This window comes from Paenibacillus sp. J22P169, assembly GCF_059691995.1.
Genome location: NZ_JCAUAO010000001.1, coordinates 1,142,988 through 1,158,916, shown reverse-complemented (window position 1 = coordinate 1,158,916; position 15,929 = coordinate 1,142,988). Strand labels below are relative to the sequence as shown.

The following is a 15,929-nucleotide window of genomic DNA, read 5'->3' as shown; positions in this document are numbered from 1 at the left end:
AATGTCGAAGAAGCGATATGCCTTAGTAGGTTGCGGAATACGAGCAAAGTTTTTCTATACAGCTATGGTGACAGATTTTAAATCTAACGTAGATTTAGTTGCGATATGTGACATTAATCAAACACGTATGGATTTCACGAATCGCGTCTTAGTGGAAGAATGCGGCTATCATCCTGTACCTACGTATAAACCGAATCAATTCGAGGATTTGATACGAACGGAGAAACCAGATGTTATTTTTGTAACTTCTATTGATCGAACCCATCATACGTATATCATCAAAGCGTTGGAAATGGGCTGTGATGTTGTTTCGGAGAAGCCGATGACGGTTGACGCCGAGAAATGTCAGGCCATCCTTGATACTGTGAAACGGACGGGTAAACAATTGCGAGTTGCATTCAATTATCGATATGCCCCTCAGTTCAGTAAGGTTCGTGAGCTCATTTTGGATGACGTAATCGGAGAAGTACAGTCTGTCAATTTTGAGTGGCTGCTTGATATTAAGCATGGTGCTGATTATTTCCGCAGATGGCATCGGGATAAGCGAAATAGTGGGGGCTTGCTGGTTCATAAGTCGACGCATCATTTCGACCTCGTCAATTACTGGTTGGGAACCAAGCCGAAAACGGTTGTTGCGATGGGAGATTTGATGTTCTATGGTAGAGAAAACGCGGAAAGACGCGGCGTGGAACAATTCTACCAGCGTTCATTCGGCAGCGAGGCTGCTAGAAATGACCCGTTCGCTATTGATCTGGCAGGCAATGAAACCTTGAAAGAGATGTATCTAGACGCTGAGAAAGAGGATGGCTATCAACGTGATCAAAGTGTATTTGGCGACGGGATCAGCATTGAGGATACCCTTGGTGTTCTTGTTCGCTATGAGAACAATACAATTATGACCTACTCTTTAAATGCTTACACCCCTTGGGAGGGTCTTGCCGTTAGTATGAACGGAACAAAAGGAAGAATGGAAATCAAAACAATTGTAAAGCACTTGAACAATCCGGATGGAACCCATGCACAGGAATATTCAAAAGTAGCATCGATTACCGTTCATCCGATGTTCGGTAGCTCTTATGAGGTTGCGTACGAAGAAGGCGTAGGCGGCCATGGCGGCGGAGATCCAGCATTACTTCGGGATATCTTTGTGGAGCCGGTGAATGACCGCTTGAATCGCACTGCTTCACATATAGACGGTGCCATGTCCATTCTGACTGGTATCGCAGGTAATATATCCATACAAACTGGTCAATTAGTGAGAGTGGATAAATTGGTTCAATTTTAGTCATAGAAAGGTAGGGAGTTTGGTATTGAAAATTTGTATCATAGGCTCATCTGGCCACACAGGTTATGTGCTGGAAGGATTGCGGGAACAACCAGATGCCTATTTAGCAGGCATTGCACCTGGATCACTGGGAGAGGACGTTGATGGCTTATATCGCCATGCGCTTCAGCGTGGATTCACGCCTGAGCGATATGAAAACTATACGGTCATGTTGGATACATTAAAGCCAGATGTCGTAGCCATCGCTAGCCATTTCAATGATCATGCTTCAATTACCATACAGGCATTAAATCGAGGTATCCATGTCTTTGTGGAAAAACCAGTGGCTACCACCTTGACGGATTTGGATAAAGTAAAGGCGGCTTATCAGAACGCGAATGCACAACTGGCTGCGATGTTCGGTATCCGTTATACACCTTGTTTTTTAACGATCAGAAAGCTGCTTCGTGATGGAAGCATTGGTGAAATTAGACTAATTAATGCGCAGAAATCATACCGTTTAGGGGAGCGTAATGCGCTGTACAAGAGACGTGAAACCTATGGTGGCACGATTCCTTGGGTGGGAAGTCATGCAATTGATTGGCTCTACGAATGGAGTGGTGAGCAATTGCTGTCCGTATTCGCCTCCCACTCGACGAGGGCCAATAAGGATCATGGCGAATTAGAGGCGACTGCTCTTTGCCATTTTACATTTACGAATGAAGTCATGGGTTCTCTCACCATCGACTATTTAAGACCGAAGCAGGCTCCGAGTCATGCGGATGATCGAATCCGAATCGTAGGTACGCGAGGCATTGTCGAAGTGATGCATAATCAAGTGTATCTAATCAACGAACAAGGCGAAGGTATCCAAGAAGTCCCTTTGCTGCCTTCACAGGATATTTTTGTCGATTTCTTGCAGCAGGTTCGGGGACAAGGAACGTGTTTAGTGAGTGCTGAACAATCGTTTGCTGTTACAGAAGCTAGTCTTCGAGCAAGAATGTCCGCAGATGAAGGTCGCGTCGTTTATTTTTGAATAGAACGGGAGAGAGAAGTTGCGATGAATCCTGTACAAGTAGTATTGGTCGGCATAGGAGGATATGGTGGTTTCTATGTGAATACTTTGTTAAAGGGTGGTGGCAATTACCCCTATATCCTTATTGGCGTTGTAGATCCTTATCCTGAAAAAAGTCATCATTATGAAAAAATACTAGAAATGAAGATACCAATTTATCCGTCTCTGGAGCACTTCTATGTAAACGCCAAGTCCGATTTGGCTATTATTTCCTCGCCAATTCAATTTCATAGTTCCCAAACCTGTCTGGCTTTGTCACAGGGGAGTAATGTTTTAACTGAAAAACCGTTAAGCCCTACAATCGAAGAAGCTTTCAACATAATTGCGGCTAGGGATCGAGCGAAGAAATTTGTTTCAATCGGGTACCAGTGGAGTCATAGTCGAGGCATACAGGAACTAAAGAGAGATATCATAGCTGGATTATTTGGGAAGCCGAAGCGGCTCAAGACACTCGTCCTTTGGCCACGAACAGATACCTATTATGCCAGAGGCTGGGCAGGAAAAAAGCAAGATGCGAATGGAACGATGATTTTAGACAGTGTAGCTAATAATGCAACGGCGCATTACTTACATAACATGTTCTATGTTCTTGGTGAGGAAATCGCTGCAAGCGCGTATCCATCCTTGGTCATTGCGGAGTTGTACCGTGCGAATTACATTGACAATTTCGATACCGCAGCAATGAGAGCCATTACGGACAGTGGGATAGAGGTGCTATATTACGGATCCCATGCCGTGAATCAAAGCAAGGGGGCTTTGTTCCGCTATGAGTTCGAGCATGCCGTGGTCGATTTAGACGATGGGGATTACAAAAAAGGTTCCCCTATTATGGCACGTTTTCATAATGGAGAAACCAAAGAATACGAGAATCCAAATCAACAAGCGGACACCAAGCTATGGATGGCTATAGCCGCTGCTGCGGGGGATGGGATGCCCGTCTGCGGGGTGGAGGCAGCCATGTCCCAAACGATGTGTATTAGCGGCATGCAGGCATCTATGCGTGAGATTGTGAAGTTCCCTGAAGAGTTCGTAAAACGTGGAGAGCACTTCTGGAAAAATGAGACTGGCAATTACGTTGAAGGCCTTGTTGAACAGATGACTTATTGTTATGAGCAAGCAATCTTGCCTGCAGAAGCTGGACTTCATTGGGCAAAGTCGGGTGAAGAAATCTCTATGTCGAGGTGACCAATGAATGACAATAAAGGTAAAACGACAGATATGGAACGGGAGCTTAGGAAACCTCCGTATCCTAAAAGTAGTGTTATTAAGGGACTTGTCTGGGAGCCAACTGAAAGCATGATTCGTACAGCAATCGGTGTAGTTTATATGACAGACCCTGTTAAATATGATGGGAGCGATAATTGGCCAGTAACGTGGGCTGATGATGATAGCCTCTATACGTTATATGGTGATGGATATGGCTTTGACCCCGTATTGGATGAGAAGCTAGGTCTGGGCTTTGCCTATGTAACAGGGAATCCACCTGATGTTCAGGGAATTAATGTGCGTTCCGCATCAGGTGAAAACAAAGGATATGGCAGACAGGGAAAAAAAGGTAGCGGAGTTCTCATGGTCGACGGAGTTCTTTATGCGTGGCTGTTTCATGCAGATGAGAAAGGGGGACAGGCGCAGTTAGCCTGGTCAATAGATCATGCCCAAACCTGGAGCTTTAGCGATTGGAAGTTTGAAGAATTTGGCTTGTGCGCCTTTATCAATTACGGTAAGAATTACTGGGATGCAAGGGACGAATATGTCTACACCGTAACCCATGATCATCCGAAAGCGGACGTACCTTCAGATCGAATGATACTCATGCGAGTACCGAAGGACAGGATTGCAGATAGGGGGGCATATGAATTCTTGCATTCATTTGACGGAGAGTCTCCGGGGTGGACGAAGGATATCGAAGATCGAGGTGCGGTGTTCCAGCACCAAGATGCCTGCTTAAGATCGGGTATCAGCTACAATAGTGCTTTAAAAAGGTATTTATGGTGGCAGCATATTCCAAACGAGCCTGGTCATAGGGATCGAGGCGACACTCGCTTCTCTGGAGGATTCGGGGTTTATGATGCCCCTGAGCCATGGGGACCATGGACGACGGTTTATTTTACTGAAAAATGGGACATAGGACCGGGAGAACGAGGAGAATTTCCCGCAAAGTGGATGAGCCCGGATGGCAAGACAGTCTACTTGGTATTCTCAGGAGACGATAATTTCTGTGTAAGAAAAGCGGAATTACAGCTATAAGACCACGAAATATAAGGGGCCGAGCGATGCAGTACATTCGCTCAGCCCCTTATTTCCTTATCCCTCTAACGCGGTAATTCTAACCGTTACTTCAGTGCCAAGTCCAAGCTCGCTCACCATTTGTAACCCACATTGCTCTCCGAAGGTTAATTTAATCCGCTGATTCACGTTCATAACGCCTATATGATTCCCGGTAATCCAATTCTTATTGGCCAGCTCGGCATTAATTTGTTCTAACTTATCCGACTCAATTCCGATTCCGTTATCAGAAATACGGAGCACGGCGTGAGCACCTTCCAACGTTCCGGTAACTGTAATTTTACCTTCGCCGTCTTTGGGTTTGATCCCGTGATAGATGCAATTTTCGATCAGGGGTTGGAGGGTGATCCTCGGGATTTTGTAATCATTGAGTTTCTCATCAACTTGCACGACCACTTCAAATTTCCGAGGATATCTAATTTTCTGTATGTCGAGATAGTGCATGCAATACGCGAGCTCTTCTCGGATCGAAACTAAATGTCCTTCGCCTTCTAAGGAAAAGCGTAGAAGCTGAGAAAGCGAACTAATCATTTCGGAAACGGGATTTTCCGAGCCTGTAAGCCGTAACGCTTGCCAATTAATCGTTTCGAGTGTGTTATACAGGAAGTGGGGATTAATTTGGGATTGCAAGGCCACTGCATACGCGCGATCAAGCAGCGACAGGCGATAGCGAAGCTCATTCTCTAATTCCTGCTTTTCGCCATAAGAACTAAGTATGCTAGAGGTAATATATTTGATTTCGTTAACCTGCGTTTTCACCGATTTAATAGGGCTGGCTCGCTCTGAATCTTCCAGCCAGTCGCCAGGTCGACTAACAACAGACATGATCTGTTTAATCGGTATAAACATTCGCCATGAAACAATTAGCGATAAAATCATGGCTACCGCGATACTGAATAGGGAAGAGACGAGTAAGTAATTGCGTATGTACCTTGCTTTATCCTCGTATAGCTTCAAGGGAACGACTGATATAAATCGCCATTTATTGTATTGAGATTTAACATGAGAAATGGACTGCTTGGTTTCTTCATTGTATAAAAAGACGGGTTCATTCGGATTTTCTTCCATCCGATCCACATTAGGAATGATATCTGAAATAGGATGGTTAATCATTTCAAAATTGTCCTGACCCACAATAAGGCCATTCCCATCAATAATATAGAGGTTATCGATGTAATGATTGTTGGTATTGTGAATGATGCTCATGAACTTGGCGGTATCAATATTCATAATGACACTGCCTGTCTTTGTCTGAAGCAAAGGAGCCATGCGGATTAACGTCATCAACTGACGCTCATTGCTGTCGGAGTAATGGGTTTTCGCTTGTCTGGCAAGCGACCAATCCCTATACGTTAACTTTCTTTCGTTATAGCTGGGAACCCAACCCTGATCCATAAATTCTTCTAAAGACCATCTTCTTAAATCAGATGTCCAGACGGACTGGTTGTTTTCCGAGTACAAGTACACAGAATCAACAAAATCCTGTATATTGTTCGTGTAATTCAGCTTTGTAAACAGCTTCGCGGTAAGCATACTTGTGTCATAACTTGATTGTCCGGCGTTCCGCTTTTCCATCAATTGGGCCACGACATCGTCTGATGCAAATCGCACGGAGAAATCATCCACTTCGCGCATGAGCATGTCAACCATATCCCGGATCCGTGAGAGGGAGTTCAAGTGTGCGCTACTGATTTCTTCTGTAACTGTCTTACTGTAAAGATTGTAAATCCCCACGCTTAATCCCGTGACTGGAAGAAGGATAAGAGCCAATATAATCAGAAAATTTTTGATAAAGACGCTTTGAAATCGGTAGTTTTTCAAGATAAACCATAAGCTTAAGGGATCTCTCATTGCTTATCCTTACTTATCGATTTACGTCGATATTCGGTAGGCGTATAACCTGTTTGTTTTTTAAATATTTTGAAAAAATACTTCGTATTCTTATACCCAACAATCGATCCGATCTCATAGATTTTAAATTGAGGGTCTTGTAAATATTCTAATGCTTTATGTATACGAGTTTCAGTAACAAAGTCAGTAAAGCTGCTTCCCGTGTACTGTTTAAAGATTCTGCCAAAATAATCCGGACTTAAATACACTTGTGAGGCTGCACTTTCCAGTGAGATATCTTTGTCAAAATAATGAGACACATAATCTTTGGCTTTCTGGATCGCTGAAGGCTCCGCTGCCATATGCTTCTGAAAGTAGTTGACGATTTCGTTTAGCACGGATAGACCCCAGTTCAGCAATTCGTCATAGCTATTCAGACGAAGAATGGTCTCATAGTAGAAGGGTTTGTTCGTTATTTTGTCGATGGGCAAGTCCATCTCATTTAATTTGAAGCTTAGAGAGGAGAAGAGTTCAATCAATAGATTTTTCACAAAATGAGTAGGTAATTTCCCTTGATGTACGGTATCCAATAAGACTTCGTACTGCCCAGGTAATGCTTCGATATTGCCTGCGTTCAGATAGGTGAGGAATTGTTTGCGTTGTTCCGCTAATTGAGGGGTGTTTCGTAAGGACACTTCAGTTACATCCAGTTCGAACAGATCATCATCTTTATTAAAATGTACAGCACTTTCACTCATGAGTTGGCGTAAATTCTCGAACGAACCTACGATATCTGTCTGTGCTTCAACTCCTAATAAGGTGTTTATGCGCTGTAAAACAGTTTGCATATTAGACGTTATCGAAGCGCGAAAGGATTGAGCATCATGCTGATCTGGAAGATCAAGAGCTACAAGATCAAGTTGTTGGGTATTCATAAGGATGGGGATATACAAAATACCTGACCCGTCATTGCGAATCATTTTTTCAATAGATTCAGCGGAAACGCCAGGATTTGCAAAGGAGATTCGAGCTAATGCACATCGATGATTGAGTGTATTGACATGGACTTCGGTCAGCCGCAGCAGCTTCTCTACCTCAGTTGGATCGGTCAATTTACCTGTCGACATATCACGGAATAATTGTTTCCGAATCAGAGGGAGCAATTCATTCTTATGCTTCAGGACTTTGGACACCTGTTCGTAATCCTCTTTTTCCTTGTCCAATCTCAGCTTCACGTCTTGAAATACGGTTCTGATATCACTGAGCTTCGTCGGCTTTAACAAATAATGAATGACATTGTAACTCATTGCCTGTTTCACATAATCAAATTCTTTGAACCCACTGATGAGCACGATTTTCGTCTGTCTGTGATTCTCATGAACGTATTTAGCGAGCTCAAGGCCGGATACATGCGTCATTTTCACATCAGAAAGAATGATATCGATCTCAGTTTTCTGCAACCATTCAACAGCCTGTTTACCGTCTTCCAGTTTAGCGACAAGTTGAAATCCGAGAGACGCCCAATCAACTAAATCGCTTAATCCTTCTCGGATATGTTCTTCATCATCCACAATTATTAGCCGATACACGGAGTTCCCCTCCTTTGAAAGCCTTATACGAGACTGATTCTCTTAAATTTATACTTTAACAGTGAAAGTTGTCAATCAACTGGACTAAATAACGGAATTGTATCATTTTCCCGAAATTGTCCATTAGAAATGGCCGATTTATTTACATTTCAACGATGTTATGGTATGGATATCATTAGGAACCTAATCATCTCATTTTGGATTGGCTCCACAAAGTAGTTAATATGATTGGAAACTTAGTAATTGCGACTTATAAGCTATTTGGCATGATGAATAGGGTAGTGGATGAGCAGACGTAGGAAATAAAATCATATAATAAAGGAAGTATTCGACTATGAATGTAGAAATCGTCATGCAGGAGCTTGAAGCTCTCGGTAAGGAACGTACTAAGAAAATATACGTGTCCAATGGCGCGCACGAACCACTTTTCGGTGTAGCGACAGGTGCGATGAAGCCACTTGCCAAGAAAATAAAAATCAATCAGGCATTAGCTGAACAGCTCTACGCTACAGGGAACTATGATGCCATGTATTTTGCTGGTATCATTGCAGATCCAATAGCCATGACTGCAGTTGATTTTGACCGTTGGATTGACGCGGCCTATTTCTATATGCTATCCGATTACGTGGTTGCAGTCACCTTGTCAGAAGCCAATATTGCACAAGAAGTAGCAGATACATGGATTGCAAGCGGCGAGGAACTGAGAATGTCGGCGGGCTGGAGCTGCTACTGTTGGCTTCTGGGAAATCGCTCAGACAGCGAATTTTCCGAAAGCAAAATTGCCAATATGCTTGAAATTGTGAAAAGTACGATTCACGAAGCTCCTGAACGAGCTAAATATGCGATGAATAATTTTATTTACACAGTGGGAGTCTCTTTTATACCGCTCCATGATAAGGCAGTCGAGATCGCAAAGTCAGTTGGACCCGTAGAAGTCGGTCGAGAGAAGACTAAAAGTAAATTCATAAACGCTTCCGACAATATTCAAAAGGCCGTACAGAAAGATGCTCTTGGCTTCAAACGCAAACATGTGAGATGTTAAATACTTACTTAAAATCTGGGCAGTCGGCCATCATAGGGTCGGCTGTTTTTTTAGCATAAAGAAAGCTTTATAACAATGTGTTGCGAAATAAAAGCGAATATAACAACAATAATATGTTTAATTTCGTTTGTTTTTTATTGCGAAACGATAAATAATATGGTAAATTCAAATTAAATTTAAAGATAAGTGAGGGACTTTACATGAAACGAGGAACAACACTCTTTTTAAAGATAGCTGTTATTCTTATGGGAATACCGGTTCTAGCTTTGTGTATATTTTTGGTGCCAGAGCTAGCGAACTATGCAGCTGAGTTGTATCCAGATCATACGTATATTAAATATCTTCTTTTCATCGATTTGTATGGAACTGCCATACCCTTTTACGTTGCACTGTATCAAACGTTTAAGCTTTTAGGTTATATTGATAAGAACAAAGCTTTCTCGGAATTATCTGTAGACGTACTTAAGAATATTAAATTGTGTGCGATTATAATCAGTTGCTTGTATGTGGTTGGGTTGCCGCTGTTCTATCTCGTGGCGGAGAGAGATGATGCCCCTGGTCTCATTCTAATCGGAATGGTTATGATTTTTGCATCCATGGTGATTGCCGTTTTTGCTGCTGTACTCCAAAAGCTTTTAAAAGAAGCGATTGATATTAAATCAGAGAATGATTTGACGGTCTGAGGTGAAAAACATGGCGATAATAATCAATATTGATGTGATGTTGGCTAAGAGAAAAATGAGCGTAACAGAGCTTTCGGAGAAGGTTGGCATCACAATGGCTAATCTTTCTATATTGAAAAATGGAAAAGCTAAAGCGGTTCGATTATCGACTTTAGAAGCGATTTGTAAAGCTTTAGATTGTCAGCCAGGAGATATTTTAGAGTACAAAAGCGAGTAGGGTAGACCGTATCGTTCATATGCAAGGAGCAGAACTGCGTTGGCAGCTGCTCCTTGTTTGTATTTTTAAGATAGGTATTCATTATGGAAGGGTGATGTCATGCAACTGATTAAAAGAATAACGGATAGTGATATGCTAGGTGGTGCACCTGAATTTCTAGAGACCATTTCTCGATACGGATCCAGAGGTGTTGTAGTAGATAACCAGAAGAAAGTTGCAATGATGTTTATGTCCAAAACGAACCTTTACAAGTTACCTGGTGGAGGGGTAGATGATGGTGAAAATACAAAGGAGGCATTTTTACGTGAAATTAAGGAAGAGACTGGTTATGAAGCTGAAATTTTGTATGAACTAGGGTATATTGAGGAACATAAGAACAGAAATAACTACATGCAGTTCTCCTACTGCTATATAGCAAAAGTACAGAATAGCGTCAGTAATACCATGCTTACTGAAAGCGAAATGGAGCTCGGTATGGTGGTCAAGTGGATGACACTAGATCATGCATTAGAAGTGATGAATGCTTCCGTTCAAAGCTGTACGGATTATTCGAGTTCATTTATGATTTTACGAGATAAGACGATACTTGAAAAAGCAGCAATTCTTTTAGCTGCGCATGCTACGTAATGGAAGGGGATTAGTATGGTTTTGACGATCTATGTTGTCGATGCTTTCACAGATAAGGTCTTCAAGGGGAACCCAGCAGCCGTATGTTTAACTACCGAACCTCTCGATGACTTTATTATGCAAAATATAGCCGCCGAAATGAATTTATCTGAAACTGCTTTTTTGTCCCCACATCAGGATGGTTATTCCCTAAGATGGTTTACTCCGAACACGGAAGTTGAATTGTGTGGACATGCTACCTTAGCAAGTGCTCACATTTTATGGGAAACAGAGATTATATCGAGAGACCAGACAATTAACTTCTATACAAAGAGTGGACTTCTCTTGGCGAGTAAAGAAGGTTCATGGATGCAATTGAATTTCCCTGCAGAGCCTGTGCGTGAGAGCGAATATCCCCTGGAGTTAATTGAAGCTTTGCAAATTGAACCAAGCTATGCAGGCCGAAATAGATTCGATTATTTGATTGAAGTTGAGTCCGAAGATGTCATAAAAGATCTAAGTCCTAATTTTTCTATCCTGAGAACGATCGAAACCAGAGGGATCATTGTAACAAGTAAATCTAACAAGTATGACTTTATTTCGAGATGCTTTTTCCCAGCCATAGGCGTCAACGAAGATCCCGTTACAGGATCAGCTCACTGTGCTCTTGCGCCTTACTGGAGAAAGAAATTAAATAAAGCTGAAATGGTTGCCTTTCAGGCTTCGGCACGTGGCGGCATACTTAAAATAAATATACAAGAAGACAGGGTTTTAATGGCAGGAGAAGCTGTTACTGTTATGAAATGTGAGTTATTCATGTAGGTTTGGAAGGAAATGCTGGGAAAATGGAGGTTTTTATGCAGGAAGCAATCGATGAGTTGGTTCGTCATTATTTTAAGCATTCAAATTATGAGATGGAGTCGGTTCCATTTGGTCTGACTAACCTGACAAAAATAATATCTGTAAAAGATAAAAAGTACGTAATCCGCATCTATCATTCATATACCAAAAATATAGATGGCATCGTACTAGAATCCCAAATTACATCATTTCTAAATGAATATGATCTTAGTTTTCAAGTACCTATTTTTCTTCGAACACTTCATGGGGATGACTTTGTACGATTGTCAAACGGAATGATAGGTGCAATCATTTCGTTTATTCATGGGAATGTTCCCGAATTGTTAGATCGTACACATGCTGCTGAATTCGGTAAGGTTGTCGGAGAAATTTCTTCCACACTGAGTAAATACGTAACAGAACACGGCAGATATCACGGCAAATCTTTTTCGGAGATATATGCTCTTCACCCTCTAGCCGATCAGCTTGCAGTGACATCTTTTATGGAAAATCCACCTTTTCCAGTTTCCGAAACTAATCTAATCTTTTATCGAGAAATGATTTCGTCCTTTCACACTAACTTATATAAGATAAAGGAATTACCAAAACAACTAGTTCATCACGACTTATTGATATTTAACTTATTGGCCCAAGATAACAAAATCGTTGGTGTACTGGATTTTGATTTCACCTCCTTGGATATCAGCTTTATGGAGTTTACGATTTCCCTTAATCATATTCTTCAGATGAGTAATGGCTCTTTGGAAATGGCAGAGGCATTTATTAAGGGCTATGCCCGTTATCGAAAGGGTTCGATGCAAGAAATCAATCAACTCCAATTATTGACCCAGGTGTATCATATAGCGGTACTTCATTTTTATATCGGTCAGCATTATGCAGGGATGGATATAAGAGAGAACTTCACTTACATACTTAATCAATTCTACATTCGAAATGATTGGTTGAATAAGAATAGCTTGTCAATGGTGCAACTCCTAGAATCGTATTTGCTTTGACTATGAAATCTGAAAAAGGGTACGATATTTCTGCGGATGCATCCCTGTGTATTTTTTAAATACAGTGCTGAAATAGGTGGAATTCTCATATCCGACCATATCGGAGACGTCTAATATTTTCAGATCAGGATCTTTTAACAGCTCCTTAGCGGCTTCCATACGGACTTTCGTCACATACTCAGTGACACTTTCTCCCGTTTCCTGCTTGAAAATGAGGCTGATGTAATTGGGGGAGAGGTAGACTTCTTCAGATAGCCTGGCAACGGTGAGATTTTCCATGTACTTTTGCGATATGATATCTTTAATTTTCTGAATGGTACGGCTATTTTTGTTGGTTTGCTTCTGAGCAAAATAGTGAGTCAGCTGATCAAAAAGATTTATCATGGTGTCTCTAAGCTCCGCAGCTTCGCGTTTGTTGTAGACCTCGCTGAACAATAAGGTGTAATCAGGGATGATCTGATGAATGTTCTCACCAAACTCATACAGTGTTCTTGAAGCCATGTGGATAAGTTCAATACAAATGCTTTGCACATAATCGACGGGCAGATTGTGATTGGCACAAAGGGTATGGAAAATATCCTCGACCATTCTTGAAACTTCCGCCTTGTTGCCCAATTTCATAAAGTTAATCAACTTGTTTTCGACTTCATAGAGCTTGGGATACTCGATGTTGTTCGTATTCGTTTGGAAATCGCTGATTTGCAGAATGGAATCTTTCCCTGTGTAAAATTTGTATTCGATCGCTAGCCGCGCTTCTTGGTAGGAGTGATGTAAATCGTAAACTTTTTGGATCGGATTGCCAACGCCTACAGATACAGACATTTTGAGATACGTATTCATACAGTCGATTATTTCTTGGCAAATTTCAAGATGCTTATGGCCTTGCTGAGCAGCTTGATTAAAGATGACAACATATTCATTTTCATTCATGCAAAAGGCAAGCCCAGCCCGGTTTCGATCGGCGATTTCTTCTAAAATATTGCTGACCGAGAAGTTAAGGAGCTGTCTATGCTCTTCCGTGTAGCGTTCGATCGCTTTCTCATAGTCATCAATCTGTATGACCGCCACTACGTGTAGTTGATTAACTTCTAATGAGATACCGAAGAAGTCTATTTTATTTTGAGCATCTTGTTCGCTTTTGTGCATGCCTTGCGTCAAATTAGCTAGAAATTTCTCGCGTAGAACAGGCATGTTTTCGTACAACTGCTGCTGCAACTGCTGACTTTTTTCCTCTCGGTTACGTTCCATTGCGATCGAAGAGACGACTTTTTTTACCGTATCCTGCAGCTCGGGTATCCGGATTGGCTTTAAGATATAACCGTCTGCGTTTAAGTTTAAGGCTGTTTTAGCATAATTGAAATCTTGTGCGCCACTGATGATGATAATCCGTGTTGTCTCTTCGAGCTCCTTCAATTTTAACGCGACTTCCAAGCCATCCATCATCGGCATTCGGATATCCGTAAGTAAAATATCAGGTTTTAATTCCTGGCATAGCTCAAGTGCTTCTAAGCCGTCAGCAGCATCAGCGATAATTTCAATACCTAATTCTTCCCATCGGACAACTTCTTTCAAACCTTCTCTCACATTGAATTCGTCATCCGCTATGATCATCTTGAGCATCTTCATCCAACCCTTCTAATGTTGAAACTGCCGGGAACGTCACGGTGACCGTAAGGCCAGGACCTTCCTGATCTCTGTATTGAATACCCCAACCGTCTCCGAAAACTTGTATAATCCGTTGATGTACATTGATCATGCCGAATGATTTGCCAGATCCATTGTTGCTTAACAGTATCTCGTTGAGCTCAGCTACATTGGCACCTATGCCGTTATCACTAATTTCAATTACAATCTGATCCTGAGCTTTGTAAGCTCTAATCGTAATAAGACCCTTACCGCGCCTTTTTTCAATACCGTGAATAAGGGAATTCTCGACTAAGGGTTGGAGAATGAGTTTGACCGTGTAATGCCCATAGACTTCAGGTTCAACCTGGATCGAATAGGCCAGCCTTTCTTTGAAACGAACCTGTTGAATCGATAAGTAACTCTCAACCTGACGCAATTCATCTTCAATTGGAATAATATTTCGGCCTTTACTTAAACTATATCGAAAAAAGTCAGACAGAGAGGTTACCATATGACTGATATCCGGCACATTATTGCGCAGTGCGATCCAGTTGATGGAATCCAACGTATTGTATAAAAAATGAGGATTAATTTGCGCTTGCAGCGCTTTTAATTCCGCTTCTTTCTTCTTAATCTCACTGACGTACAATTTATTGATCAATTCTTTGATCTGAAGTATCATTTTGTTATATTCACTGAACAGGTAGGTAAACTCGTCTTTCCGTTTGTATTGAATTTGAATATCGAAGTTTCCTTCCTGTGCGTAAGACATTGATTTGATAAATTTGCGAATAGGGTTCGTAATATTTCCTGATAAAAGCAGGGCGATGACGAATGCGAGGACCATGCATAACGCCAATACGGCGTACATCACTTTCCTGAAAGAGATAAGCTTGCCATTCAGGTCGGTGATCGGAGAGACGGATACGACAGTCCAACCGAGCGAACCGATTTGTCTATAGGATACAAGCATAGATTCATCTTGAATGGTTTCACCGAATGAGCCGGTTCGGGCTTGCATCTTTCTAATATTTTGAATATAAGGTGCTGTGGCGAGACTTTGGTTTAACAAAGCTAAATCCGGGCTTACGATGACGGTCGCATTACTGTCCATGATGAGAATAGAGCTGTTCTTGGAAGGCTTGAGCCCAACGAGTATGTCATTAAAATCATCGATATCGGCATCAATTGTCAGGAGTCCTACATAAGGAATAATGACATTGTTCAAGCCGAAAAGTCGTTTCGCAAGCTTGATTGTATAAGAAGTTCCATTCGCGGATGTATGCGCATACAAACCTGCTATCGAATATTGCGCTTTCGGAGGCAGCTTCGTATACCAGGTTTCCTGCTCAATTTGGCTAATCGTCGAAACGTTCCTGGAAAAGTTATACTGTAAGTATTCGGGCCTGTCCAGCATATACAGTTTCGGTGCGAATTGTGTCTGGGGACCGCCGGTTACACGATAACCATCGATGATTTTATTTAAATTGGCTAATTCATTAACGGTAGAAACCTGATCGGTGGGATGATCAGCAGATAAAATCTCAAGCATGTCTGGATTCAAATAGATCGATTCTGCAACGCCGTCCATTTCTTCAAATTTTTTCAGCAAAATGGTCTCTACCATGTTAAGGTTTTTTTGCACGGAAACGTTAATGTTCTCCGTAATTGTTTGGTAGGACTCATTGTATATCGTAACTGAAATAATGGATGTTGGCAGAATAACCAGAATTAAGAAGTAGAGCAAAAGTCGATATTTCAAGCTTGTCCGGGTCAATGAAATATAAGCGGCAACTTTCCGGAGCATGGCAATCGCCTCCTTTGGGCCCGAAATGAGCTGCTTTCATCAACATTA

Annotated in this window: 14 protein-coding genes; 10 read left to right on the top strand and 4 right to left on the bottom strand. The window is 41.7% G+C overall.

Annotated features, from left to right (window positions below; all coding sequences use genetic code 11):
- Nucleotide 1 precedes the first annotated feature (1 nt).
- The 4 genes from AC58QG_RS05440 to AC58QG_RS05425 are packed head-to-tail and all read left to right on the top strand — an operon-like array spanning nucleotide 2 to nucleotide 4,586.
- Nucleotides 2-1,285: a Gfo/Idh/MocA family protein gene (locus AC58QG_RS05440; protein WP_497361082.1), complete on the top strand. Its 1,284-nt coding sequence runs from the start codon at nucleotides 2-4 to the stop codon at nucleotides 1,283-1,285.
- A 25-nt stretch (nucleotides 1,286-1,310) separates the two neighbouring features.
- Nucleotides 1,311-2,300: a Gfo/Idh/MocA family protein gene (locus AC58QG_RS05435; RefSeq protein WP_497361081.1), complete on the top strand. Its 990-nt coding sequence runs from the start codon at nucleotides 1,311-1,313 to the stop codon at nucleotides 2,298-2,300.
- 24 nt (nucleotides 2,301-2,324) lie between these two features.
- Nucleotides 2,325-3,524, top strand: a complete 1,200-nt coding sequence (locus tag AC58QG_RS05430) for a Gfo/Idh/MocA family protein (RefSeq protein ID WP_497361080.1) — start codon at nucleotides 2,325-2,327, stop codon at nucleotides 3,522-3,524.
- A 3-nt stretch (nucleotides 3,525-3,527) separates the two neighbouring features.
- Nucleotides 3,528-4,586: a glycoside hydrolase family 183 protein gene (locus tag AC58QG_RS05425; RefSeq protein WP_497361079.1), complete on the top strand. Its 1,059-nt coding sequence runs from the start codon at nucleotides 3,528-3,530 to the stop codon at nucleotides 4,584-4,586.
- 57 nt (nucleotides 4,587-4,643) lie between these two features.
- On the opposite strand, the gene AC58QG_RS05420 is transcribed toward AC58QG_RS05425, so the two are convergent.
- Together AC58QG_RS05420 and AC58QG_RS05415 are read right to left on the bottom strand one after the other, a co-directional pair.
- A complete protein-coding gene (locus AC58QG_RS05420; RefSeq protein ID WP_497361078.1) occupies nucleotides 4,644-6,446 on the bottom strand; it encodes a sensor histidine kinase in 1,803 nt (600 codons plus the stop codon).
- A 26-nt stretch (nucleotides 6,447-6,472) separates the two neighbouring features.
- Nucleotides 6,473-8,044 (bottom strand): response regulator transcription factor, encoded by a 1,572-nt coding sequence (locus tag AC58QG_RS05415; RefSeq protein ID WP_497361077.1) that lies wholly within the window; start codon nucleotides 8,042-8,044, stop codon nucleotides 6,473-6,475.
- 334 nt (nucleotides 8,045-8,378) lie between these two features.
- Between AC58QG_RS05415 and AC58QG_RS05410 the strand changes: the two genes are divergently transcribed.
- The 6 genes from AC58QG_RS05410 to AC58QG_RS05385 all read left to right on the top strand — a co-directional run bounded on the left by AC58QG_RS05410 (nucleotide 8,379) and on the right by AC58QG_RS05385 (nucleotide 12,448).
- Nucleotides 8,379-9,086: a DNA alkylation repair protein gene (locus AC58QG_RS05410; protein ID WP_497361076.1), complete on the top strand. Its 708-nt coding sequence runs from the start codon at nucleotides 8,379-8,381 to the stop codon at nucleotides 9,084-9,086.
- Nucleotides 9,087-9,286: 200 nt separating this feature from the next.
- The gene (locus AC58QG_RS05405; RefSeq protein ID WP_497361075.1) at nucleotides 9,287-9,769 is read left to right on the top strand and encodes a DUF2975 domain-containing protein; all 483 of its coding nucleotides are present in this window, start codon (nucleotides 9,287-9,289) and stop codon (nucleotides 9,767-9,769) included.
- Nucleotides 9,770-9,779: 10 nt separating this feature from the next.
- On the top strand, nucleotides 9,780-9,986 hold the full coding sequence (locus AC58QG_RS05400; protein WP_497361074.1) for a helix-turn-helix domain-containing protein: 207 nt from the start codon (nucleotides 9,780-9,782) through the stop codon (nucleotides 9,984-9,986).
- Nucleotides 9,987-10,085: 99 nt separating this feature from the next.
- Nucleotides 10,086-10,613, top strand: a complete 528-nt coding sequence (locus tag AC58QG_RS05395) for an NUDIX hydrolase (RefSeq protein ID WP_497361073.1) — start codon at nucleotides 10,086-10,088, stop codon at nucleotides 10,611-10,613.
- Nucleotides 10,614-10,628: 15 nt separating this feature from the next.
- Complete coding sequence (locus tag AC58QG_RS05390; protein ID WP_497361072.1) at nucleotides 10,629-11,414, top strand: PhzF family phenazine biosynthesis protein; 786 nt, start codon at nucleotides 10,629-10,631, stop codon at nucleotides 11,412-11,414.
- Nucleotides 11,415-11,437: 23 nt separating this feature from the next.
- The gene (locus AC58QG_RS05385; protein WP_497361071.1) at nucleotides 11,438-12,448 is read left to right on the top strand and encodes a phosphotransferase; all 1,011 of its coding nucleotides are present in this window, start codon (nucleotides 11,438-11,440) and stop codon (nucleotides 12,446-12,448) included.
- Here AC58QG_RS05385 and AC58QG_RS05380 read toward each other — a convergent pair whose 3' ends face one another.
- Nucleotides 12,449-14,074 carry a response regulator gene (locus AC58QG_RS05380; protein ID WP_497361070.1) on the bottom strand — a complete coding sequence of 542 codons (1,626 nt, stop codon included), beginning with the start codon at nucleotides 14,072-14,074 and terminating at the stop codon, nucleotides 12,449-12,451.
- A complete protein-coding gene (locus AC58QG_RS05375; RefSeq protein WP_497361069.1) occupies nucleotides 14,043-15,881 on the bottom strand; it encodes a cache domain-containing sensor histidine kinase in 1,839 nt (612 codons plus the stop codon). The genes AC58QG_RS05380 and AC58QG_RS05375 overlap by 32 nt, the downstream gene beginning before the upstream one ends.
- Nucleotides 15,882-15,929 lie beyond the last annotated feature (48 nt).